Here is a 22709-nt window from a genome sequence, read left to right on the forward strand (position 1 = left end):
CCCTCTCCCCATACACGATTATCATTCTTGTTAAGACTGTTTTGAGTATTTTAGCTGATTGACAAAAGGCGCTTTATTCTAACCTCTCACGGATGATGCCTAGAGACTGGTTAGCCCGATCGAGGAAAGTAATGTTTAGTGCTGCACTATCTTCATCAGTGCTATATCCCCCCAACCAACCGTTTAAGTTAAACGTACCTTCACCTGCATCAATAGTTGAAGCCAGATTAGATATATCAATTAATTGCGAAGCACTGCTCGAGGCTCGATCTGCGCCGCCAAAGAATAAATTTGCGCCGCGATCGCTTGGCCCTGGAACATCAGTTCCAGGAACGGTAACATTCACTACATTACCTAATGGGTTGGTAAAACTAAAACCTGTTGCTCCGTACTTTAATACACTGAAACTACCTGTCGGAGTCCAGCCTGGGATAGTAGGTATATCAGCTCCAACAGCATTACCAATTGGATCTCCTTGCCCAAGTTCTGCATCACCATTTACTATCAAATTAGTACCAAAGGTGGCAGCATAGATAGGGTTAGAAAGCAATAAACTAAATGTAAGTCCTGCTATAAAGGTTGTACCAATCTTGGCCATTACTTGAGGAAATAAAGGAAATATAGTTTGTTTCTTCATGGTTTGTTTTCTACTTGGATTTACTAACAGCTTGTTTCAAAATTCACCAAATTCCTCGATTTTCTAACTGTGGTATTCATCGCTCACTTGAACTTTTTGCTGTTTTGCAGCTAACTTTCTCTGTAAGGCAAAAGCTACACTCACAGCAAGTAAAATTCCACCAACTCCTTGAGGTTCAGGAACAGACTTCGGACTGCTAAATCCATACTTTGCTAGTATTTGTTACCCAGTTGGCGGAATGGCACTAAGTTAAGCAACCTGAAGAGTATGTAGCGTAAGGATTACAGAGGGGCAGGGGGGCAAGGGTGCAGAGGGGAATTTCTAAATATCCGAACGCAATACCTAAAACTTCTTCTTTCTCCCCTGCTCCTCTGCTCCTCTGCTCCAGATAAAGTACTGGTATAATACACATGTTTTCGATTGAGGATATCATACCAACTTGGTTGGAAGAAATCAATTCAACTACGTAATTAAACAGTGACTTTATCAAAACTTTAAGTAAAAAGCTTTTTATCTTGATGAAATTACGCACATGACAAAACTTCAGGAGTACCTACGACTGTAGTGCTTTTGCCATACCTACAGCGAGGGAAGCGATCGCCTTCCCATTCTTCATGACGAACTAGTACAGCACGGCGGAAATACACATACCATTTTTAAGCCTTGCAGTCCGCCGAATTTTTGTAGGTTTTAATGGTCTGCTTACTTCCGCCAAGCGGTACTAGAAGCATAAATGTGTGATAGTTTTTTTGGAGTAATGCCGCCAAGAACCGGTCAAATAGTTCTATTTTGTTTGGTGTCAGGCTAGCTCCCACACCAAGACAAACACATTTTATTTACTAATAAAAACTAATAAGAATCCCCAGAAGTACTAGTAAAGTATTATTCGCAAATATTACTAATAACCACACCTTTACAGACGGACACTACTACCATCACCAAGATGAAAATCTCTTAACCTTTCGTTACACTAAAAATATCGAGCAGGACAAAAACAAACCTCTCGAAGCTGAAATCAAAGGTGAACGACATGAATGGCACAATTCGCGTTGGTAATCTCTTCGGAATTCCCTTCTATATCCATCCGTCATGGTTTTTAGTTCTGGGTTTAGTAACTTGGAGCTATAGCAGTGGACTGGCGGCGCAATTTCCCCAATTGTCTGCGGGGTTAGCTTTGCTACTAGGACTGATGACAGCGCTGATGTTATTTGCCTCTGTCGTCGCCCATGAATTAGGCCACAGCTTTGTTGCGATGGGTCAAGGTATTGATGTTAAATCCATCACACTATTTATATTTGGCGGTTTGGCTAGCTTAGAAAAAGAGTCAAAAACCCCTGGTGAGGCTTTCTGGGTAGCGATCGCGGGGCCAATGGTAAGCTTACTACTATGTGGTATCGTTACAGCTATTGGCGTTACAACTACTGTATCAGGCCCGTTAGCGGCAATTCTCGGTGTTCTCGCTTCTGTGAACTTGGCATTAGCCCTGTTTAACCTCATTCCTGGCTTGCCCTTAGATGGCGGAAATATACTGAAAGCTATTGTTTGGAAAATTACAGGTAATCCTTATAAAGGCGTTACCTTTGCGAGTCGAGTTGGGCAAATCTTCGGTTGGGTAGCAATTCTTTCTGGTGTACTTCCCCTAGTATTATTTGGCAACGCGGGTAACTTCTGGAACTTGTTAGTTGGCTTCTTCTTATTGCAAAATGCTGGGAATGCGGCTCAATTTGCCAGAGTGCAAGAAAAACTTACAGGTTTGACTGCTGAAGATGCTGTAACTCAAGATAGCCCGATTGTATCTGCAAGTCTTAGCTTGAGAGAGTTTGCCGATGAGCGAGTCATAAGTGGGCAAAACTGGCATCGGTTCCTAGTGACTGATAATGATGGACAATTATTAGGTGCGATCGCAGTTGATAATTTACGAAGCGTTCCAACAGCAATGTGGTCAGAAACTCAAGTAAAAGAAGTCATGCGACCAATTACCGAATCAACCACAGTCCAATCAGATCAGCCTCTGCTGGAAGTAATGCAGTTACTCGAACAACAAAAACTATCTGTGCTTCCCGTGATTCGTGAGAATGGCGTTCTAGTTGGAATCTTAGAAAAAGCTGCAATTATCCAACTACTGCAAAGCCGAACTCAACCTAACCCTGCATAGATCAATAATTTGTAATTCTAGTTTCGACTCCACTCAGGTTAAGAGGAAAGGGATAATAAAAGCCCTTTCCTTTTTCCGTACTTTGGAATTATATGGAGTTGAGAGTAACAGATAAATTTTCAGATTCTGGCTTCACGATCGCACGTTGCCAAGTTAATTCTTTTGTAGTCTCATCCCAATGCCAGCGTAATAAGTTAGCGGATTGACTCTTAATAATTCCTGGTAAACCAATTGCTTTTCTAGGTGCATTAGTAGCTAAAGCGATCGCAGTTTCTACGTCACAAATTCCCCACTTCACCAAATTCTGCACTCCCACCAACAAGGGTAAAGTCGTCCCCGATAAAGTGCCATCGGCAAGTCGTGCCGTACCGTTTTTAACTTCAATTTCCCGACTATCCCAAGGATACACGCCATCGAGTAGCCCTAGAGGAGAAAGGGCATCGCTGACGAGGAAGAGTCCTTGTTCTTGATAGCTAGCGCGAAGTAAAATTTGCAGCATTGTGGGCGAAACATGTTCGCCATCAGCAATAAAACCACACATCACATCAGGATGGATAATTGCTGCCCCTAATAAACCTGGTTCGCGGTGATGTAATGCTGGCATAGCGTTGAAAGCATGAGTTACCATCGTTGCACCCTGTTTAAAGGCATGTTGCCCTTGGGCAGATGTTGCCTGAGAATGCCCTAAACTGACAATGATTCCCAGAGAACGCAAATATGGAATTACTTCACCAGTGAAATCTAACTCCGGTGCTAAGGTGATGACTTTCACAACATTGGCATAATCACCCAAAACGCGCTTTACCAGATCCATTGTTAGAGGTAAGAGATATTCTGCGGGGTGTGCGCCGCGCTTTTGCAAATTCAAAAATGGCCCTTCTAGGTGTACTCCCAGAATCTTTGCACCTGCTGATTGATTGGGAAGTTCAGCAATAATCGCAAGCGATCGCTGAATGTTTTCTACTGAAGTTGTCACAAGTGTTGGTAAAAATCCATCTACCCCGACATCCCACAAGAATTGTGAGATTTTCTGGAGTTTATGAGCATTTTCATCTGTCAAATCAGGAAATGCCAATCCCAAAGCACCGTTAATTTGCAAATCAACGCCACCTAATGAAATCCAGTCGCCAGCAACATTTATTATGGATGCACGGCTGCGTGCTTCTACTGTACCCATCGGCAAGATTTGCTCAATTGTGCCCTCTTGGTTAACCAAGAGCATTTGCAAATCTTTGTAACCAGGCACTCTAGCATTGATAATATCTACAGGATTTTGTGTTGCTTGGGTCATCACACTGGCTAGGGAATAATTAAACCTGACCCGATTTTAGATTGAACCATCGACTATTAATCCAAAATCCAAAATCCAAAATCTAAAATTCTATGACTTCCGTAGTTGGTATTATCATGGGCAGCGATTCTGATTTGCCCACCATGAAAGATGCGATCGCAGTTTGTGATGAATTTGGCGTTGAGAGCGAAGTGGCGATCGTTTCTGCTCATCGTACCCCAGAACGGATGGTGCAATATGCCCAACTTGCACACCAACGAGGTATTAAGGTGATTATTGCCGGTGCTGGTGGTGCTGCCCATCTGCCGGGAATGGTAGCGTCTTTAACACCACTTCCTGTTATCGGTGTTCCTATACCCACCCGAAACTTACAAGGTGTGGATTCTTTGTACTCTATTTTACAAATGCCTGGGGGTATTCCTGTGGCAACAGTGGCGATCGGTAATGCCAAAAATGCTGGGCTTTTAGCAGTACAAATCCTTGCAACTCAGCAACCAGAATTACTAGAAAAAGTTCAACAATATCGCCAAACCCTATGCGAATCAGTAATTGCAAAGCAAGAAAAACTAGAACAACTAGGCTATGAGCAATATTTAAAGCAAATGCTTTAGATAATTCGTAATTCGTAATTAGTTAAGAAATATTAACAGCAGCCCAGGGGATGAAGGCAATAAGGGGACAGAGAGAATAAGCATACCCAATTCCCAATGCCCAATTCCCAATTTCCAATTAAATTTTAAGATTGAAGCGATCGCTCCAGAATCAATACAGCATTCTGAAGTATCTTGATTCTGAGAACTTAGTCAAAAATTGAGAGCTACAACATCCATGTGTCAATTGCTCGGAATGAATTGCAATGTTCCAACGGATATTTGCTTTTCTTTTGAAGGGTTTTCTGCACGGGGAGGAAAAACAGATCATCATAGCGATGGTTGGGGCATTGCTTTCTTTGAAGGGAAGGGATGTCGGATGTTTTTAGATGCCCAGCCTTCTATTGCTTCTCCGGTAGCGGAGTTGGTGCGGAGTTATCCTATCCACTCAACCCATGTTATAGCCCATATCCGCAAAGCTACTCAGGGTGAAATTGCCTTACACAACTGCCATCCTTTCCGTAGAGAATTGTGGGGTCAGTATTGGGTATTTGCCCACAATGGTAATTTACCAAATTTTGATCCTGAAAATTCGGGCTTTTATCAAGCCGTAGGTGACACAGATAGTGAAAAAGCATTCTGTATGATGCTAGAAACATTGCGATCGCGCTTTCCTGATGGTAAACCTGACATCAAAGAACTGTACCCTGTACTAAAACAAATTAGTGATGCAATTGCAAAGTTAGGTATATTTAATTACCTATTATCAAATGGTGAATACTTTTTTGCTTATTGTTCAACCAACCTCAGCTACATTGTCCGCCAAGCGCCCTTTGCAGCTGCCCATTTGATCGATCAAGACATGACTGTAGATTTTCGGGAAGTGACTACCGAACGCGATCGCGTTGCTGTCATTGCTACCACACCTCTCACGGACAACGAAGTTTGGACACGAATCCAACCAGGAGAATTACTAGTTTTTCAGGATGGCTCGCCCATGAAATATGCATTTACTTAAGAATGCGATTCTGTAGGCTAATTCAAAAATTCATCATAAAATTTCCCATTTAGACACTTTCTAAATGGGTTTTGTTTTTTCTATTTTTCATATTGAGCAAATAGAGCGACTGGGAAAAACTAAACTATGTTAATAAAATTAAAGTAGACTAAAGTCCTATTGGCTCCTGCCTCCTGCTCCCTGCTTCTTGCCTGATTTTAATGATAAATATTCACACCGACTTACTTAATTTACAGCTAATTTCAGGTAAATCTTGCGGTTCATTCCCTAGCAAGTTGCTTGATATACTAAGTAGCCGATTGTGATGACAACTTGATAGTGAAAAATAAAAGCATTGTAATTTTTCATAGAACTGGTAAAATCACCATGTTCTCGATAAAGAATATGATGTTTATTAGTGTTTGCAACTAGATACATGTAATCATCCAGTATGATAAACAGTATATAACTGTATTCCCATCGACTACTTGTAGATTTAGCGGAGAAAATAGAATGAGTTTGTGGCAACGCCCACTGAAAAGGTTACAAGCGATCGCTGAACATGGAACATATCGGTTCAGACTAAATTCGCTCAAAGGCTTTATATCGCTCTTTTTAGTAGGGACTGTATTGAGTGTGGCGCTTGCCGCCTGCTCTGGTGGAGGAACTGGGAGTAATGCTTCCTCTGAAACCCCTAGTGCTACTCCTGTGGCTGCAAACAAAGATAGTGTTGAACTAACTCTGGTTTCGTTTGCTGTCACCAAAGCGGCTCACGAAGCAATTATTCCTAAATTTGTAGAACAGTGGAAAAAAGACCATAACCAAACTGTCGTCTTCAAGCAAAGCTATGGCGGATCTGGTTCCCAAACTCGCGCTGTTATCGATGGTTTGGAAGCAGATGTCGTCCACTTGGCACTAGCTGGAGACACCTCAAAGATCGAAAAAGCTGGATTGATTCAGCCAGGATGGGAGAAGGAAGTTCCCAACAATGGTATTGTCTCCAAATCAGTTGCAGCATTAGTCACTCGTTCGGGCAATCCTAAAGGCATCAAGAACTGGGAAGATTTAGCCAAAGACGGTGTAAAACTGATCACTGCTAACCCCAAAACTTCAGGCGGTGCTAAGTGGAATTTCTTAGGACTATGGGATTCTGTGATTAAAACAGGTGGCGATGAAGCTAAAGCTACTGCATTTGTAACTAAAGTTTACAAAAATGTCCCAATCTTACCTAAAGATGCACGAGAAGCTACTGATACATTCGCCAAACAAGGACAGGGAGATGTCTTAATAAACTACGAAAACGAAGTTATTTTGGCACAACAAAAAGGTGAGAAGGTTGAATATATCGTTCCCGATGTGAATATATCCATCGACAACCCGATCGCAGTGGTAGATAAGAACGTCGATAAGCACGGAACCCGTGAAGTTGCTGAAGGTTTTGTGAAATACCTCTATAGCCCAGAAGCACAGCAAGAGTTTGTCAAATTAGGATTCCGTCCTGTGGATGAGACTTTAGCTCAAACCAAGGAAGTCAAAGACAAATTTCCCAAAGTAAAAACTCTGGGTACAGTTGCAGACTTCGGTGGTTGGAGTGCAATCGATAAGAAGTTCTTTGCAGATGGGGGCGTGTTTGATAAAATTCAAGCCCAAAAATAGTCCGTAATTCGTAATTTGTAATTCGTAATTGAAAAGACCAATTAACTTACTTACGGCGCACTGCACGAAAAGTTTTGAGGTAATAATTACGAATTACGAATACCGACAAAAAACTTTCAAAAAACTTTTTTTGAATTTTGAATTTTGAATTTTGAATTCGGAGCGAAGCGACGTGACGACTGTATCTCCTTCTTTGGAAGTTCACGGCAAAACGCCATTCTGGAAGAAATTGGGGCGGGTTCCCTGGACTTGGCGAATCACCATTGCATACTTAACGGTGATGTTGTTTATCCCCATAGCCGCCATGTTCCTGAAAGCGAGTACGGAACCTCCGGCGAGATTTTGGGCGATCGCAACCAGCGATATCGCATTAGCAACATACAACGTAACTTTTGTGACAGCGATATTTGCTGCCTTACTCAATGGTGTATTTGGTACTCTGATTGCTTGGGTTCTAGTTCGCTACGACTTTCCCTTAAAACGCGTGATTGACGCGACAGTGGATTTACCCTTTGCACTACCAACATCGGTAGCAGGGTTAACCCTGGCAACAGTTTACAGCGATAATGGCTGGATAGGCTCGCTACTAGCACCACTGGGAATCAAGGTAGCTTTTACCCGCACGGGAGTAGCGGTGGCAATGATATTTATCTCACTACCTTTTATAGTGAGAACTGTGCAACCTGTGCTTCAAGAAATGGAACATGAAATTGAAGAAGCCGCTTGGTGTCTAGGTGCTTCTCAATGGCAGACCTTCTGGAAAGTGATTTTGCCACCTTTATTTCCGACAATTTTAACTGGTGTTGCCTTGGGTTTCTCCCGTGCAGTTGGAGAATATGGGTCAACTGTAATTATCTCTTCCAATACGCCCTATCAAGATTTGATCGCACCTGTGCTGATTTTCCAACGGTTAGAGCAGTATGACTATTCTGGTGCAACAGTAATTGGCATAGTTTTACTATCAATTTCGTTGGTATTGCTATTGGCAATTAATTTCTTACAAGCATGGGCAAGGCGATATGACAGTAGATAAACCAAGTTTTCACTCATCTTCTGGGTCTGATACAGATATAGCCAAGCCTAAAGAGCAGAAGAGTTGGGTGCCAATAGTTTTAATTAGTATAGCGATCGCTTATTTAGCCCTAGTTCAATACATCCCTGCAATCAACGTATTTGTCCAAGCCTTCAGCAAAGGTGTTGGGCCGTTTCTGTCTAACCTGACGCGACCGGCTTTTCTCCATGCAGCTTGGTTAACACTATTGCTGGCTGTAATTTCTCTGCCCTTGAATACAGTATTTGGGCTATGTGCAGCGTGGGCGATCGCTCGTCATAAATTTCCTGGACGCGCCATAGTTTTAAGCATTATTGACCTGCCCTTTTCCATCTCGCCCGTAGTCGCAGGATTGATGATTGTGCTACTTTACGGACGCAATGGGTGGTTTGGCCCTTGGCTCCAAGCACATGATATCAAGATCATCTTTGCCTTTCCAGGTATGGTGCTGGCTACAGCTTTCGTGAGTATGCCCTTTGTGGCGCGGGAAGTAATTCCTGTTTTAGAGGAATTTGGTAAAGATCAAGAAGAAGCTGCTAGAACTCTAGGTGCAAAAGATTGGCAGATATTTTGGCGCGTCACCTTACCTAGCATCCGTTGGGGCTTACTCTACGGTTTAATTTTGACCAATGCCAGAGCAATGGGTGAATTCGGGGCGGTTTCGGTAGTATCTGGCAACATTGCTGACCAAACCCAGAGCCTACCACTGTTTGTAGAAGATGCTTACAAACAATATGAAACCGAAGCTGCCTTCTCTGCGGCTGTATTGTTAGCGTTGCTAGCAGTAGTAACCTTAGTACTGAAAGAGATTTTAGAACGCAAAACCAGCATTAAAGATATTGAATAGTTAGATTTTGGGTATGGGAGAATACTTCTGCCTTACCCAATCCACAATGTCCAATCCCCTTGATGGTGACAATCATGGCTAGTGACAATACACTTACCAATAAACGGATTCGTCTAAGAATTCCCAAGGACTATCACCAGGAACCTGTAATTTCTCGCCTGGTGTCTAATTATGGACTGACTGTGAATATCACAGCAGCGATTTTGGGAGCTAATGCTGTCGGTGATGGTTGGTTTGACCTTGAACTACAAGGAACAGATGCACAAATTCAGAGCGGGTTAAGTTATCTCCGCGACTTGGAATTGGAAGTCTGGGATGATACTAAAGCAACTGATTGGTAAAATCAAACGCAAGTGAAATTAAATCACTTTGAGTTTACTAAAGCTTTTTTGACTCTCACGAGATAAAAATCAGAAACCAATGTTTGTGATTAGTTTTTATAAATCTAAGCGTAGGTTGGGTATCACTTTGTTCAACCCAACCTACAAATATTTTATTTTTTCATAGTAATAAAAGAAAGTATTTAGCGATCGCTCTCTGGAGAAAACTTTTTGGTTTACTGATATATGCGATCGCCACATCTCAAAGCGCGATGTCTACGACGGGCTACGCCTACGCCTAAATCCGCAATATCCCAAACAGCGAACCGACAAGTCAGCGCGATCGCCAAAAAGTGACGATCTAGCATTTTTCTCTAATCAGTTAAGATAATCTCCATCAATCTTCTTTCCTTTTACCCTTCTCCTTGGAATTATGACACAGGATGAGTTGTTGGTACTGATAGATCGCGCGGCGGCTGAAGGTTGGCAAGAGTTAGACTTGTCGGGGCAAGAGTTGACTGAGTTACCTGTAGAAATTGGTAAATTGAAGCAGCTTGAGTCTTTGATTTTGGGAAAGAAGGTTGAAAGTGATGAATACGTAGGAAGCCGCTATTTTGAGAAGGTTTCGGGCAACAATTTAAAAACGCTTCCACTCGAACTATCGGGTTTGCCTAATTTGCGTAAGTTAGATATTAGTAGCAATCCTTTAGAGAGCATTCCCGATGTGGTAACGCAAATACTACATTTAGAGGAACTTATCTTAATTCGAGTAGAGCTAACTGAAATACCAGAGGCAATTGCTAATTTAAGCAATCTGACGCAGCTTCACCTCAGTCGCAACCAAATAACCGAGATTCCAGAGGCGATCGCTAAATTAACCAATCTGACGCAGCTTCACCTCAATTCCAACCGAATAACCCAGATTCCAGATGCGATCGCTAAATTAACCAATCTGACGCAGCTTCACCTCAATTCCAACCAAATAACCCAGATTCCAGAGACGATCGCTAAATTAACCAATCTGACGCAGCTTCACCTCAATTCCAACCAAATAACCGAGATTCCAGAGGCGATCGCTAAATTAACCAATCTGACGCAGCTTGACCTCATTGGCAACCAAATAACCGAGATTCCAGAGGCGATCGCTAAATTAACCAATCTGACGCAGCTTCACCTCAATTCCAACCAAATAACCGAGATTCCAGAGGCGATCGCTAAATTAACCAATCTGACTAGGCTTTACCTCGATTCCAACCAAATAACCGAGATTCCAGAGGCGATCGCTAAATTAACCAATCTGACGCAGCTTGGCCTCATTGGCAACCAAATAACCGAGATTCCAGAGGCGATCGCTAAATTAACCAATCTGACGCAGCTTGACCTCATTGGCAACCAAATAACCGAGATTCCAGAGGCGATCGCTAAATTAACCAATCTGACGCAGCTTCACCTCAATTTCAACCAAATAACCGAGATTCCAGAGGCGATCGCTAAATTAACCAATCTGACTAGGCTTTACCTCATTGGCAACCAAATAACCGAGATTCCAGAGGCGATCGAAAGTTTGCCGAAATTGGAAAAACTAGATTTACGGGGAAATCCGCTTCCTATTTCACCAGAGATTTTAGGATCTTCTGATGATGTTGGTTCAGTTAAAGACATTTTCAATTACTTGCAATTACTCCGAAGCGGTGAAGTGCGTCCACTCAACGAAGCCAAACTCTTGCTCATCGGACAAGGTAGCGTCGGCAAAACATCCCTCATCGAGCGACTAATCCGCGATAAATATGATAAAAATCAACCTCAAACCGACGGACTCAATGTGGAAACTTGGAACGTGCAAGTCAATAGCAAAGACATCCGCCTGAATGTTTGGGACTTTGGCGGACAGGAAATTTATCATGCCACCCATCAGTTTTTTCTGACTAAGCGCAGCCTCTATCTCCTCGTTTGTAATTGTCGCACCAGCGAAGAAGAAAACCGCATCGAATATTGGCTGAAACTAATCGAAAGCTTCGGCGGACAGTCTCCCGTGATTATCGTTGGCAACAAAAAGGACGAACAACCCCTCGACATCAACCGCAAAGCATTACGCGAAAAATATCCTAACATCCAAGCGATTATCGAAACCTCCTGCCAAGACAATATCGGCATTGATGAACTTCGCAACGCCATTTTGCAGCAAGTCGGCAAACTTAAAGAAGTTTACGACCTTCTACCCCTGACATGGTTTGAGGTTAAACAAAAACTCGAATCCATGACTGAAGACTTCATCACCTACAGCAGCTATATCGGCATCTGCTACAAAAACAATATTCCCGAAGAACAAAACCAAGAGCAACTGATCGATCTCCTCCATCGGCTTGGCTTAGTTCTCAACTTCCGCGAGCATCCCATCCTCAAAGATACCAACGTCCTCAAACCCAACTGGGTTACAGAAGGCATTTACGCCCTCCTGAGCGATGAAAACCTCAAAACTAAAACCAAAGGCATTTTTACCCCCGCCGATCTCATCCGCATTCTCGATCCAGAGCGCTACCCCACCAAGCGTCACAGTTATCTGATCGGGCTGATGAAAGAATTTGAGCTTTGCTTTGCACTAGAATGTTACCCACCACAATTTCTGATTGCGGGACTTTTGCCTAAAGACCAACCAGACGAAACAGAACTCCAAGGCAAAACCTTGGAATTTCAATACCATTACAAAGTTCTCCCCGAAAGCATCATCTCTCGCTTCATCGTCATCACCCACGAAAAAATCCATAACCGAATCTATTGGCGCAGTGGCGTAATGCTGCAATATCAAGAAAACAACGAAATCTACAACATCGCTCGGATCAAAGCCGATCCAGAAGACAAAAAAATCTTCATCACCATTAGCGAACGCAAAGAAACCCGCCGCTTATTTCTCGGCATTCTCCGCGATGTCTTCCAAAAAATCCACAAAAGTCTCCCCAATCTCGAAATCACCAAATGGGTTCCCGTCCCCAACCATCCCAAACATCCGCCCCTCGACTACCAAGAACTCCTCGGACTCGAATCAATGGGTGAAAGCACAATCACCATCGGCAAACTAAAATTAAAACTTGATTTGCGTCAACTTTTAGATGGCTATGAATCACGAGAATCGCGTCAGAAAATACCAAAAGGCGATCCAGAAAGCGATCGCCCTACAATTGTCAACATTTACAATAACAATAACAACCAGCAAGGAGAATATAAACCCATGACAGAAAACACAAACAACTTTCAAAACCCAAACATCGCCAACTTTGCCAACGAAGTCAAAGACAACGCCAGACAGCAAGCCTCTAACTTCACCCAAACAAGCGGCGCAAACATCAGCGAAATTCTGCAACTGATCGGCAACCTGCGCCAAACTACCGCCCAATTCCCACCAGAAATCCGCGACGACATCATCATTGATATTGATGATGTAGAAGTAGAAATTCAAAAGCCAGAAAAAGAACGCAGTTTACCCAAACTCAGAAAGCGTCTACTAGCTTTATTAACTGCTGCTAGTGTAGTTGCTGCCCCGATCGCAGGTATAACAGACTTTACAAACAATGTTATGGAAATAGGTAACAAATTAGGCATAGAACTAATTAAGCATTAGTCCTTGATGTGCAGGTTGGTGTGGAGTAGTTTGATATTGAAAGTAGTTATCGCGTGAAAAATATTTTCTGCTTTTTCGGTCACGATTCAGAATGAATTATGACTCCTTTATTCTGTTTGAAAAAAATTATTTGTTGGCTATTCAACATAACTCAATAGGCTTGAATTAAGGGTAAAAAGTAAAATTACTGTAGGTTGGATTGAGGAACCAAATCCAACCTTATCAACCATTTGTTGGATTGAGCAATAGCGAAACCCAATCTACTATTTTTCACTCTATCTAATAAAAAAATTATTGGATAGAGGTGATTCTGAATTTAGCTAAATTCATTAGTAACGTTCATAGTGACCGCGAATCCATACGTCGCGATGATGTATTCTCTCCCAATGCCCAGAAATCCATCTTTGATGATGATGCCCACCAAGACTAATTACTAATGCTGATGCCTGTTTTGGCATAGCAGTAATAAACAGTGGTAAAGCAACTAATACACCTGCAAGCATACGTTTCATAACTAGTTTTCCTTTGTTTAACTGTCTGGAATTAAGTCAGTTAAATTTTTTGTGATTTCATATTCAGTAATTTAACTGATTTATAAATTTAGACTGCTGCTTTTTCTAAAAGGTTTAATTTAGTTGATGTCAATTTGATGTTATTAATATGTCAAATTTATGTACTACCGCTTTAACCTCAAGTTGGTCTACGTAAAGCCAGCATAATTTACGTTAATTTCCTGATTGTTTTTTTGCAAACTTTGTGATACCGTCCTTTACATAACAGATAAGTGCATTAAAACGATAGTGTTACCGTAGTTTAACAGAAGCCAGAATATGAAAATCTCTATGAGGCTGACATTCAAGGAAAGGCATCGCTATGGGGAATTAATCTGATGTCTCAGAGTAAATTTGTAGAACCTGCTTCAATCCACAGTCGGATTCTCGTGCCTCAGAAATATCACAGGCAACCTGTAATTTCCCGACTGGTGTCTCGTTATGGTTTAACCGTCAATATCAAAGCTGCATCCCTGACATCGGATAGTCACAGCGATGGCTGGTTTGATTTGGAACTTTCGGGAAATCCCCAAAAACTGACAAATAGCCTATCTTACTTGCAGGGATTGGGAGTGAATTTACTGGAATTAGCGGTCGCTAACCACATTCAACCAAACCAGCACCCTTTACCTTTTCCAAATCCAGCTAGCAAACTGAGTCCTAAAGACTCTACATGGCTGACAAATCAATGGCAAGAACAATTCCAGCAATGGATTTCTCTGGGTCAAACCAATCGATTGCGCTTGCAACTGTGCGTCTTAAAATCTTATTACAAAGAGCCGGTGATTTCTGAGTTAGTTTCTCGTTATGGACTCACAGTAAATATTACCAGTGCTACACTTCAACCTGATACGGAAGATGATGGCTGGTTTGACTTAGATTTGTGGGGGAGAACTAAGCAACTTTACTCAAGCCTAAGTTATTTAGAAAAACTCGGGCTACCGATTTGGTTGGATTTGTCTAGTGTTTATAGCGATATCTACGACGGGCTACGCCTACGCTAATTGATAAAATTATCACTATCCAATGGCAACACTAAATAACCGTAAAACCAGATTATCACTGGTTTCTTCAGTCTATAAAAAAAGCCAAGTCACTCAGATTCGTCTGCGGATACATATTCCTAAATGCTATCTGCAAGCGCCTGTAATTTCACAGTTAATTTCTGCTTACGGTTTAGTAGTTAATATTACCAAAGCAATGCTACAACCAAATACAGATGGAGAAGGATGCTTTGACATTGAATTACGGGGAACAGTGTCACAAATCTCTAGCGGTTTGGCTTACCTGGAATCATTGAATCTGAAAATTGTGGGCAAGCCGAATGCAGACGGCGATAGCTGGTTTTGTTGAAATAATCTAAATTTCGTAGTACCAAATTTCTTCTTTTTGCAGCACAATTCGATGTAGGGAAAGACGATTAATCAAACCCTCTTGCTCAAACTGACCAAGAACACGAGTTATAGTAACACGAGTTGAACCGAGCATTTCCGCCAAGTCTTCGTGAGTCAGACGCATATCTATTAAACGTCCCTTCTCAACTTCTGAACCAAACTTTTTGGATAACCATGCCAACAGCTTGATTAGCATGGTATCAACTTTTTTATGGCTACGAATAACCATCAATTCTTGAGCCTGTTGGATATGAGCAAGTAGAGTATCTGTTAGTTGAGTCCACTCCTCTAAAGGTAAGACTATTGCCTCCACTTTAGTTAGGCATTCCATCTGATAAGGTTCTAATTTTGACAAAGACTTACCAACGATATCTCCAGGGCCCCATAATCCCAAAGCAACGGTTGTGCCATCTTCCAAATAGGTAAAAGTCCTGACAAAACCCGTTTCAATTTTCCAAAGTCCATTTCGATGCTCTGGCAAAAACGATCTTCGGGCAAAAATTTCTCTAGTATTATTACTGTTTAAACTAGTTAAATTTGCATATAAAGATACCATAACTATATCACTATTCTCCGATAAATTAACCGTAGTATTATATTTATATCAGGTTCTAAGAGCATCTGGACATTTGAAAGAGGGGAGCGGGGAGCGGGGGGAGCAGGGGGAGCAGGGGAGCAGGGGAAGCAGGGGAAGCAGGGGGAGCAGGGGAAGCAGGGGAAGCAGGGGGAGCAGGGGAAGCAGGGGGAGCAGGGGGAGCAGGGGAGGCAGGGAAGCAGGGAAGCAGGGGAAGCAGGGGAAGCAGGGGAAGAAAAAACTAATACTCGCATTTCTCACAAGCTTGAGGCGAAGGATGGGCAGAGGGGAAAGAACTTGGTATTTGAACTCTCCTCTGCTCCCCTGCTCCTCTGCTCCTCTGCTCCTCTGCTCCCCCTGCCTCCCCTGCCTCCCCTGCTCCCCCTGCCCCCCTACTCCCCCGCTCCCCTACTCAAGCGTAGGCTTAATCGAGATGTGGTGAGAAATTCGGGTAATACCCAATCCCCAAAATTAAATTCCTGCACCATCAAGAAAATCTTCAATCATCCCATCAGACTTATTACTCTTAGGGTTATGGGTTTGTTCGTCGCCAAGCTCAGTTGGGGACAAACTTGATTGATCTTGCAACTCCTCGAATTGTTTCTCTAGAGCTTTAACCCGTTCAAATAAAGCGCGGATGACTTCAGCTTCTACGTCGCGGACTTTATCATGATCCAGAACATTGGTAGACAAGTTGTTCTGACGAGTCACGCGCCCTGGAATCCCAACTACCGTAGTGTTACTGGGTACATCTCGCAGCACCACAGAACCGGCTCCAATCCGAACGCGATCGCCAATTTGAATATTTCCCAATACCTTTGCACCCGCTCCCACAACTACATGAGAGCCTAAAGTTGGATGGCGTTTGCCGCTTTCTTTCCCAGTCCCGCCAAGAGTGACACCCTGATAAATTAGGGCACTATCGCCCACGATCGCAGTTTCACCAATCACAACTCCCATACCGTGGTCAATAAACACTCCCTGCCCGATTAATGCCCCAGGATGGATTTCAATCCCAGTTAAAAATCTACTAATATGAGAGATGAAGCGAGGTATAAAGGGAATTCCAATTTTATACAGCCAGTGTGCCAATCTATGAAACACTAGGGCTTGGAGTCCAGGATAACAAAACAATACTTCTAGCCAGTTACGCGCTGCTGGGTCACGCTCAAAAATGGTTCGCAAATCAGTTAGTAGCATACTCTGTTGGAATTTTAGTTGGTAAATGAGGCTCTGAAAACAGAAACTCAGGATAATTCCCACAAAAAGAGCGAGTCATTTATGGGAATTATATAAGTTCAAAATCTACGGTAAGTCGATAGGATATAGTGATTTTGTGAGTAGTAAATGGGATGCTATCACATTCCCCACTTTGAAAAAATTAATTTCGCATAAACTGCGATAAGTCCCCCAATTCACCGTAGTATGTTGAGTACAGTCTTGAATAGCCAAAACTACGCTCTCTTGGATTTGTCTTCCAAAGTGGAATACGCGCTGCTAGCCCTCTTAGAGCTGGCAAGCCACCACAGAAAAAAACTTCCTCTAACCATGAGCGAGATCGCTACCAAACAACCCATACCTGAACGCTACCTGGAACAAATTTTGACCAACCTCCGGCGTGCTGGTGTGGTGCAGAGTCAACGCGGCTCTAAAGGAGGTTTTATTTTAGCTCGTGAACCTTGGCAGATTACACTGCTAGAAATTGTCACTTTAGTCGAAGGCGAGCGGAAAGAGAAAGATACTTCTGACTCTCCGACTTTAGAAAAGACTCTGGTTTATGAAGTTTGGGAGCAAGCTAACGCTGCTTCAATTGAAGTGTTGGGTAGGTATACACTCCAAGACTTGTGCGAGGAAAGAGAAACTCGCGCCCAGCAAAGCCCGATGTATTATATTTAGACACGACGGAGTAGTAACATGCGGATAGCGAAAGATATCACAGAGTTAATCGGACGAACTCCTTTAGTTCAATTAAACAAAATTCCCCAAGCTTCAGGAGCGGTTGCTCGGATTGTGGTGAAGCTAGAAAGCATGAATCCAGCATCTTCTGTGAAAGATCGGATTGGCGCGAGTATGGTGGAAGTGGCAGAAGTTGCAGGCTTGATTCACCCCGGAAAAACTGTTTTAGTAGAGCCGACTTCTGGAAATACAGGAATTGCGCTAGCGATGGTGGCGGCCGCTAAGGGGTACCATCTCATTCTAACCATGCCTGACACAATGAGCCACGAAAGACGATCAATGCTCAAAGCTTATGGCGCTCAAGTAGAGTTAACGCCAGGGGTAGAAGGGATGCGAGGAGCGATCGCTCATGCAGAGGAGATTGTAGCTAAAACGCCCAATGCTTATATGTTGCAGCAATTCCGCAACCCAGCTAACCCAAAAATTCACGCCGAAACCACCGCAGAAGAAATCTGGAATGATACCGATGGAGAGGTGGATATTTTGATAGCGGGAGTGGGTACTGGGGGGACGATTACGGGAGTTGCAGAAGTTATTAAAGGACGGAAGCCAAGTTTTCAAGCGATCGCAGTTGAACCAAGCAACAGTCCAGTATTAACAGGTGGTAAATCAGGCCCTCACAAAATTCAGGGTATCGGCGCGGGATTTGTCCCAGCAATTTACCGTTCAGATGTGGTGGATGAAGTAATTCAGGTAGCGGATGAGCAAGCGATCGCTTACAGCCGTCGCCTAGCTAAAGAAGAAGGATTGTTATCGGGGATTTCTACTGGTGCTGCTTTATATGCAGCTATTCAAGTAGCACAACGGCCAGAAAACGAAGGTCGCCTAATTGTGATGATCCAGCCTAGCTTCGGCGAACGTTACCTCAGCACCTCACTGTTCAAAGACCCAGAAGAGAATGAGTGGTTGAGTAAAGTTTAATTCCGCATCCCAATTTTAGATTTTGTATTTGAGATTTTTCATCCAAATCAAAATCTAAAATTAGCTTGGTTATCTACTAGAATTTTCGCCAATTTCATCAGCACCTTGATTATTTTTCACCAAAATCATTAAACATAAACAACTAGCACCTAGCTTTATCAAGCTCAAAGCTTGACTTTCTAATACAATAAAAGCACCTAATCCTATCAGAATAAAAGGCACAAAATTATTAATATAGCGAGTCAGTACATCAGCTATTACTCTGTAATTAGTTAATTTGTATGCCGCATAACACCAAATTCCTAATAATAGAAAGAATAATCCGATAATTACCACAAAACTCTCTAAGTTGCTGCTAGCAAATAAAGGCACGTAAACACTAATATTATCGCTACCATTGGCAATTGTAACGGCTGCCACACTATAAGCTTGGGGAGAAAAAAAACTATCAATTGTTGATTCTTCAGTTTCTTCTGTTACCGCAACAACTTCAAGTGAAGAATCTTCTTCCCGATTCACTAAGCTACTGATACCTATAGACATTGGTAGTAAACCAAGTAATCCAATCCAGTTTTTGGATAAAACTAACCCACCAAATAAACCAGGAAGACTAAGAATTAACAGAACTGTAAAGCCTAGAAACTGTCCAGCAACTATATGCCGGGGGCGAAAGCTAGCATTTATTCGCGAAAAAAACAACAATAAAATTACAATATCATCAATATTAGTGGCAATGAACGCAATTGCCCCTGTAGTAATTGCAGTAACTAATTCGTTCATATATTTAGAGCAGTTTTCAGCTATTTAGATCGCGAATGAGATGGCAAATGGGGAGTAGGAAGTAGTATAGTTCAATTACTTGAAAGGTTAATTTAGTATGGTGGTAAATCATAGGTTCTGAAAATCCAGCATGAGTAAGTTAGGGACAGTCTTCAGTGAAGGGATAATTGCCTTCATAGCCACTAACATAGATGACATCATTATCTTGTTAATATTTTTTACACAGGTAAATGGTACTTTTCGACGGCGGCATATCATACTTGGTCAATATCTGGGTTTTACAACCATTATCATCGCTAGCTTACCAGGATTTTTTGGTGGATTAGTCGTACAGCGAGAATGGATAGGATTGCTAGGACTGCTACCAATAGCCATTGGTCTTCAACAATTAGTATATAAAAAAGAAGAAACTGCAACAGTTCAGACAGTCAGTAGTGATTTTAGTCAGTCTGCACCTACTAACCCAGTATTGGCTTTTATTTTGAGTGTTTTGCACCCCCAAACCTATAAAGTGGCAGCAGTAACGATCGCTAACGGTGGTGACAATATTAGTATATATATCCCCTTATTCGCTGGTCATAATCTTGCCAGCTTGGGGGTAATTTTAAGTATATTTTTTATCATGGTAGGGGTTTGGTGTGCGATCGCTTATTTTTTAAGCCTTCAACCGACCATTGCTAATATTTTAAGTCGCTACGGTCAAGCTGTCGTACCTTTTGTGTTAATTGGCTTGGGTCTATTCATTATGTATGAGCGAGGTACATTCACTCTACTGCCTTGGGTAAAAAGTTAATCAATATTGCGTATTGAAAAGTCCATTAAGCCTGCGCTTGAGCAGGGGAGCAGGGGAGCAGGGGAGCAACGCGAAAAAGTGAGATCCTCGTGAAAAGAGCAGGGGAGGCAGGGGGAGCAGGGGGAGCAGGGGGAGTGAAGAGAAAACTTTCTTTATAGCTATAAATACACTTATTTCTTTCTCTTCCCCTGCTCCCCCTGCTCCCCCTGCTCACAAAATCGCATTGCTCCCAGGAGCAGGGGAGAGTTCAAATACCAAATTCTTTCCCCTCTGCCCCTCCTTCCCCTCAAGCTTGTGAGAAATGCGGGAGTACTTTATACTTGCTAAGTTTTCATGGCGAGCGATCGCATTAAAACTCAAAGGTAGCCTCAGAGCCTTGCTGTCGGTTTTATGCAGTCTGACCAGGCTTGAGGACAACCTTGATGCAATTGTCTTTCTTGTCTTTGAAGATTTTGTAGCCGTGAGGAGCTTGCTCTAGCGGCAGACTGTGGGTAATTACAAACGAGGGGTCAATATCGCCGTTTTGAACGTGATCGAGTAGCCTTTGCAAATATCGATGCACGTGCGTCTGTCCTGTTTTCATGGTTAAGCCTTTGTTCATAAAAGCACCCATCGGCATCTTGTCTACAAAGCCCGTGTAAACACCGGGAACCGACACTGTGCCGCCTTTACGACAGGCAACGATCGCTTGACGCAATACATTGGGGCGATCGGTTTCCAGTCGCACCGCTTGCATCGCCAAGTCATAGAAACCTTCCAAACCCATGCCGTGAGCTTCCATTCCCACTGCATCCATAACGGAATCGGGCCCTATTCCCCCAGTCATTTCTTTGAGGGCTTCACCCACCTCGATTTCTTCATAGTTCAAAATTTCTGCTCCACCAGATGAAGCCATCTGGAGCCTTTCGGGAACGCGATCAATGGCAATGACACGCCCAGCACCCAGCATGAAGGCACTTCTAATGGCAAACTGCCCAACTGGGCCACAACCCCAAATTGCCACCGTATCCCCTGGTTGGATATCACAATTTTCGGCTGCCATATAACCAGTAGGGAAAATATCAGTGAAAAACAGGACTTGTTCATCAGCCAGTCCATCGGGAATCTTAAATAACCCGACATCGGCAAAGGGAACGCGGGCATATTCCGCTTGACCTCCTGCGTAACCACCCGTTAAATGGGAGTAGCCGAAAAGACCCGATGGGGAATAACCCATCATTTTTTCTGCCATCCAAGCATTCGGGTTAGAGTTATCGCATAGCGACCATAAATCCCGATTGCAGAAGAAACAAGAGCCGCAGGAAATCGTAAAGGGGACAACGACGCGATCGCCGATGGCAAGAGCTTTGCCTTTGTTATGGATATTTCCATTTTTAAAAGCACTGCCTAATTCAACGATCTCTCCCATGAATTCATGCCCCAAGATGTCGCCCGGTTTCATCGTGGGGTTGTAGCCGTTATACAAATGTAAATCAGAACCACAGATCGCCGTTGACGTGATTTTCACAATCGCATCACGCGGATTAATGATTTTGGGATCGGGTACGGTTTCAACCTCAACCTTGTTCGTCCCTTGCCAACAAACTGCTTTCATTACTTAAGTTTCCTAAAGTGAAGTTGTTCGTCAAATGTGAAATCTATTTACAGATCCCGGATTTCTCACCACATCTCGATTAAGCCTGCGCTTGAGCAGGGGAGCAGGGGAGCAGGGGAGCAGGGGAGCAGAGGAGCAGGGGAGAAAGAAGAAGTTTTAGGTAACGGATATTTAGAAATTCCCCTCTGCACCCTTGCCCCCTGCCCCTCTGCAATCCTTACGCTGCATACTCTTCAGCTTAACTTAGTGCCATTCCCCTCATAATCTTTTAGGTAAAACCTGTAAACCCTCTCCTCTGCCCCTCTGCTCCCCTGCCCCTCTGCCCCTCAAGCTTGTGAGAAATGCAGGGGAGTTGGATTGAATATTTATCCTTTCCCCTTTGGTTGACCTTCTGTTGTCGCAATCTCGCCCGTTTCCATCAGCATTTTGAAGCGGTGTAAATCATCTCCTAGCTGCTGTTCGGGTGATTCACCAAAGAGTTTGGCGATCGCATCTCCTATTAGTCCACCTGGTGGGTCGTATTCTGTGACGACTTTCACCTCAGTGCCGCGATCGTTCAGTGCTGGCTTGAAGTGGACAGACCCTGAGTTCGCAATATCTGCGCCTTCAACTGAAGTCCAACTAATCAATTCGTTTTCGCGATCTTCAATAATGTCTGCATCCCATTCAACACTTGTGCCTAAGGGTGCGCTAATTATCCAGTGCGTTCGCGTAGCGTGTCCAGAGGACTCTCGCTTGTCGTTATATACTTTCACGTCTTTGATATGCTTTGTAAAACTGGGCAAGTTCTCAAAGTTATGCCAGAAGCGGTAAAGTTCTTCTGCTGGCTTGTTGATCGTGACAGTTTTTTCAACCTTAATGCGTTGATTCATAACAATTGTCTCATTAGGGTATTATCTTGCTGACTCATGCTGTCTCGTGTTGTTGATAAGCTGTCGTGCTTACAAGTTGCCTCATAATCTTTTAGGTAAAACCTGTAAACCCTC

Annotated in this window: 23 protein-coding genes; 13 read left to right on the plus strand and 10 right to left on the minus strand. The window is 43.0% G+C overall.

The window, feature by feature from the left end; translation table 11 throughout:
- Positions 1-73: 73 nt before the first annotated feature.
- A complete protein-coding gene (locus tag V7K42_RS27420) occupies positions 74-637 on the minus strand; it encodes a hypothetical protein (protein WP_334920664.1) in 564 nt (187 codons plus the stop codon).
- 524 nt (positions 638-1161) lie between these two features.
- Positions 1162-1284 carry a hypothetical protein gene (locus V7K42_RS27425; protein WP_334920666.1) on the minus strand — a complete coding sequence of 41 codons (123 nt, stop codon included), beginning with the start codon at positions 1282-1284 and terminating at the stop codon, positions 1162-1164.
- Positions 1285-1667: 383 nt separating this feature from the next.
- Here V7K42_RS27425 and V7K42_RS27430 point away from each other — a divergent pair, with 383 nt between their 5' ends.
- Positions 1668-2792: a site-2 protease family protein gene (locus V7K42_RS27430; protein WP_334920668.1), complete on the plus strand. Its 1125-nt coding sequence runs from the start codon at positions 1668-1670 to the stop codon at positions 2790-2792.
- Positions 2793-2880: 88 nt separating this feature from the next.
- Here V7K42_RS27430 and nagA read toward each other — a convergent pair whose 3' ends face one another.
- Entirely contained in the window at positions 2881-4083 is a 1203-nt protein-coding gene (nagA, locus tag V7K42_RS27435; RefSeq protein WP_334920670.1) for an N-acetylglucosamine-6-phosphate deacetylase, read from the minus strand.
- Positions 4084-4175: 92 nt separating this feature from the next.
- On the opposite strand from nagA, the gene purE reads away from it, so the two are divergent.
- From purE to V7K42_RS27465, 6 genes are all read left to right on the plus strand, one after another.
- Positions 4176-4694, plus strand: coding sequence for a 5-(carboxyamino)imidazole ribonucleotide mutase (gene purE, locus V7K42_RS27440; protein WP_334920672.1), 519 nt, complete (start codon positions 4176-4178; stop codon positions 4692-4694).
- A gap of 217 nt (positions 4695-4911) precedes the next feature.
- On the plus strand, positions 4912-5691 hold the full coding sequence (locus tag V7K42_RS27445) for a class II glutamine amidotransferase (protein WP_334920674.1): 780 nt from the start codon (positions 4912-4914) through the stop codon (positions 5689-5691).
- A 492-nt stretch (positions 5692-6183) separates the two neighbouring features.
- A complete protein-coding gene (locus V7K42_RS27450; protein ID WP_334920676.1) occupies positions 6184-7326 on the plus strand; it encodes a sulfate ABC transporter substrate-binding protein in 1143 nt (380 codons plus the stop codon).
- 172 nt (positions 7327-7498) lie between these two features.
- Entirely contained in the window at positions 7499-8359 is an 861-nt protein-coding gene (gene cysT / locus V7K42_RS27455) for a sulfate ABC transporter permease subunit CysT (protein WP_442938639.1), read from the plus strand.
- Positions 8346-9224, plus strand: a complete 879-nt coding sequence (gene cysW / locus V7K42_RS27460) for a sulfate ABC transporter permease subunit CysW (RefSeq protein WP_334920678.1) — start codon at positions 8346-8348, stop codon at positions 9222-9224. Before cysT ends, cysW begins: the two co-directional genes overlap by 14 nt.
- Positions 9225-9298: 74 nt before the next feature.
- Positions 9299-9565: an NIL domain-containing protein gene (locus V7K42_RS27465; RefSeq protein WP_334920680.1), complete on the plus strand. Its 267-nt coding sequence runs from the start codon at positions 9299-9301 to the stop codon at positions 9563-9565.
- A 215-nt stretch (positions 9566-9780) separates the two neighbouring features.
- Here V7K42_RS27465 and V7K42_RS27470 read toward each other — a convergent pair whose 3' ends face one another.
- The gene (locus V7K42_RS27470; protein ID WP_334920682.1) at positions 9781-9912 is read right to left on the minus strand and encodes a hypothetical protein; all 132 of its coding nucleotides are present in this window, start codon (positions 9910-9912) and stop codon (positions 9781-9783) included.
- Positions 9913-9977: 65 nt separating this feature from the next.
- On the opposite strand from V7K42_RS27470, the gene V7K42_RS27475 reads away from it, so the two are divergent.
- Positions 9978-13160: a leucine-rich repeat domain-containing protein gene (locus tag V7K42_RS27475; protein WP_334920684.1), complete on the plus strand. Its 3183-nt coding sequence runs from the start codon at positions 9978-9980 to the stop codon at positions 13158-13160.
- Positions 13161-13489: 329 nt separating this feature from the next.
- Here V7K42_RS27475 and V7K42_RS27480 read toward each other — a convergent pair whose 3' ends face one another.
- Positions 13490-13672: a hypothetical protein gene (locus V7K42_RS27480; protein WP_334920686.1), complete on the minus strand. Its 183-nt coding sequence runs from the start codon at positions 13670-13672 to the stop codon at positions 13490-13492.
- Between the two features lie 377 nt (positions 13673-14049).
- Between V7K42_RS27480 and V7K42_RS27485 the strand changes: the two genes are divergently transcribed.
- Together V7K42_RS27485 and V7K42_RS27490 are read left to right on the plus strand one after the other, a co-directional pair.
- On the plus strand, positions 14050-14715 hold the full coding sequence (locus tag V7K42_RS27485) for an NIL domain-containing protein (RefSeq protein WP_334920688.1): 666 nt from the start codon (positions 14050-14052) through the stop codon (positions 14713-14715).
- A 22-nt stretch (positions 14716-14737) separates the two neighbouring features.
- Positions 14738-15064 (plus strand): NIL domain-containing protein, encoded by a 327-nt coding sequence (locus V7K42_RS27490; RefSeq protein ID WP_334920690.1) that lies wholly within the window; start codon positions 14738-14740, stop codon positions 15062-15064.
- A 6-nt stretch (positions 15065-15070) separates the two neighbouring features.
- On the opposite strand, the gene V7K42_RS27495 is transcribed toward V7K42_RS27490, so the two are convergent.
- Together V7K42_RS27495 and cysE are read right to left on the minus strand one after the other, a co-directional pair.
- Complete coding sequence (locus V7K42_RS27495) at positions 15071-15661, minus strand: Crp/Fnr family transcriptional regulator (RefSeq protein ID WP_334920692.1); 591 nt, start codon at positions 15659-15661, stop codon at positions 15071-15073.
- A 489-nt stretch (positions 15662-16150) separates the two neighbouring features.
- Complete coding sequence (gene cysE, locus V7K42_RS27500; RefSeq protein WP_334920694.1) at positions 16151-16879, minus strand: serine O-acetyltransferase; 729 nt, start codon at positions 16877-16879, stop codon at positions 16151-16153.
- A gap of 225 nt (positions 16880-17104) precedes the next feature.
- On the opposite strand from cysE, the gene V7K42_RS27505 reads away from it, so the two are divergent.
- Positions 17105-17575 carry an RrF2 family transcriptional regulator gene (locus tag V7K42_RS27505; protein ID WP_334920696.1) on the plus strand — a complete coding sequence of 157 codons (471 nt, stop codon included), beginning with the start codon at positions 17105-17107 and terminating at the stop codon, positions 17573-17575.
- An 18-nt stretch (positions 17576-17593) separates the two neighbouring features.
- Positions 17594-18556 carry a cysteine synthase A gene (gene cysK / locus V7K42_RS27510; RefSeq protein WP_334920698.1) on the plus strand — a complete coding sequence of 321 codons (963 nt, stop codon included), beginning with the start codon at positions 17594-17596 and terminating at the stop codon, positions 18554-18556.
- A 69-nt stretch (positions 18557-18625) separates the two neighbouring features.
- Here the strand turns inward: cysK and V7K42_RS27515 are convergent, their stop codons facing one another.
- A complete protein-coding gene (locus tag V7K42_RS27515; protein WP_334920700.1) occupies positions 18626-19336 on the minus strand; it encodes a cadmium resistance transporter in 711 nt (236 codons plus the stop codon).
- A gap of 130 nt (positions 19337-19466) precedes the next feature.
- Between V7K42_RS27515 and V7K42_RS27520 the strand changes: the two genes are divergently transcribed.
- Positions 19467-20129: a cadmium resistance transporter gene (locus tag V7K42_RS27520; RefSeq protein ID WP_334920702.1), complete on the plus strand. Its 663-nt coding sequence runs from the start codon at positions 19467-19469 to the stop codon at positions 20127-20129.
- A 388-nt stretch (positions 20130-20517) separates the two neighbouring features.
- Here V7K42_RS27520 and V7K42_RS27525 read toward each other — a convergent pair whose 3' ends face one another.
- Both V7K42_RS27525 and V7K42_RS27530 read right to left on the minus strand, forming a co-directional pair.
- On the minus strand, positions 20518-21723 hold the full coding sequence (locus tag V7K42_RS27525) for a zinc-dependent alcohol dehydrogenase (RefSeq protein WP_334920704.1): 1206 nt from the start codon (positions 21721-21723) through the stop codon (positions 20518-20520).
- Positions 21724-22088: 365 nt separating this feature from the next.
- Positions 22089-22595, minus strand: a complete 507-nt coding sequence (locus V7K42_RS27530; RefSeq protein WP_334920706.1) for an SRPBCC family protein — start codon at positions 22593-22595, stop codon at positions 22089-22091.
- Positions 22596-22709: the final 114 nt, after the last annotated feature.

The organism is Nostoc sp. (assembly GCF_036917455.1).
In the GTDB taxonomy this organism is placed as follows: domain Bacteria; phylum Cyanobacteriota; class Cyanobacteriia; order Cyanobacteriales; family Nostocaceae; genus Nostoc.

What these genes read in the sequence shown, in the direction of transcription:
- V7K42_RS27420 (WP_334920664.1), bottom strand. Translation starts at nt 637, where the DNA reads ATGAAGAAACAAACTATATTTCCTTTATTTCCTCAAGTAATGGCCAAG.
- V7K42_RS27430 (WP_334920668.1), top strand. Translation starts at nt 1,668, where the DNA reads ATGAATGGCACAATTCGCGTTGGTAATCTCTTCGGAATTCCCTTCTAT.
- nagA (WP_334920670.1), bottom strand. Translation starts at nt 4,083, where the DNA reads ATGACCCAAGCAACACAAAATCCTGTAGATATTATCAATGCTAGAGTG.
- purE (WP_334920672.1), top strand. Translation starts at nt 4,176, where the DNA reads ATGACTTCCGTAGTTGGTATTATCATGGGCAGCGATTCTGATTTGCCC.
- V7K42_RS27445 (WP_334920674.1), top strand. Translation starts at nt 4,912, where the DNA reads ATGTGTCAATTGCTCGGAATGAATTGCAATGTTCCAACGGATATTTGC.
- V7K42_RS27450 (WP_334920676.1), top strand. Translation starts at nt 6,184, where the DNA reads ATGAGTTTGTGGCAACGCCCACTGAAAAGGTTACAAGCGATCGCTGAA.
- cysW (WP_334920678.1), top strand. Translation starts at nt 8,346, where the DNA reads ATGACAGTAGATAAACCAAGTTTTCACTCATCTTCTGGGTCTGATACA.
- V7K42_RS27465 (WP_334920680.1), top strand. Translation starts at nt 9,299, where the DNA reads ATGGCTAGTGACAATACACTTACCAATAAACGGATTCGTCTAAGAATT.
- V7K42_RS27470 (WP_334920682.1), bottom strand. Translation starts at nt 9,912, where the DNA reads ATGCTAGATCGTCACTTTTTGGCGATCGCGCTGACTTGTCGGTTCGCT.
- V7K42_RS27475 (WP_334920684.1), top strand. Translation starts at nt 9,978, where the DNA reads ATGACACAGGATGAGTTGTTGGTACTGATAGATCGCGCGGCGGCTGAA.
- V7K42_RS27480 (WP_334920686.1), bottom strand. Translation starts at nt 13,672, where the DNA reads ATGAAACGTATGCTTGCAGGTGTATTAGTTGCTTTACCACTGTTTATT.
- V7K42_RS27485 (WP_334920688.1), top strand. Translation starts at nt 14,050, where the DNA reads ATGTCTCAGAGTAAATTTGTAGAACCTGCTTCAATCCACAGTCGGATT.
- V7K42_RS27490 (WP_334920690.1), top strand. Translation starts at nt 14,738, where the DNA reads ATGGCAACACTAAATAACCGTAAAACCAGATTATCACTGGTTTCTTCA.
- V7K42_RS27495 (WP_334920692.1), bottom strand. Translation starts at nt 15,661, where the DNA reads ATGGTATCTTTATATGCAAATTTAACTAGTTTAAACAGTAATAATACT.
- cysE (WP_334920694.1), bottom strand. Translation starts at nt 16,879, where the DNA reads ATGCTACTAACTGATTTGCGAACCATTTTTGAGCGTGACCCAGCAGCG.
- V7K42_RS27505 (WP_334920696.1), top strand. Translation starts at nt 17,105, where the DNA reads ATGTTGAGTACAGTCTTGAATAGCCAAAACTACGCTCTCTTGGATTTG.
- cysK (WP_334920698.1), top strand. Translation starts at nt 17,594, where the DNA reads ATGCGGATAGCGAAAGATATCACAGAGTTAATCGGACGAACTCCTTTA.
- V7K42_RS27515 (WP_334920700.1), bottom strand. Translation starts at nt 19,336, where the DNA reads ATGAACGAATTAGTTACTGCAATTACTACAGGGGCAATTGCGTTCATT.
- V7K42_RS27520 (WP_334920702.1), top strand. Translation starts at nt 19,467, where the DNA reads ATGAGTAAGTTAGGGACAGTCTTCAGTGAAGGGATAATTGCCTTCATA.
- V7K42_RS27525 (WP_334920704.1), bottom strand. Translation starts at nt 21,723, where the DNA reads ATGAAAGCAGTTTGTTGGCAAGGGACGAACAAGGTTGAGGTTGAAACC.
- V7K42_RS27530 (WP_334920706.1), bottom strand. Translation starts at nt 22,595, where the DNA reads ATGAATCAACGCATTAAGGTTGAAAAAACTGTCACGATCAACAAGCCA.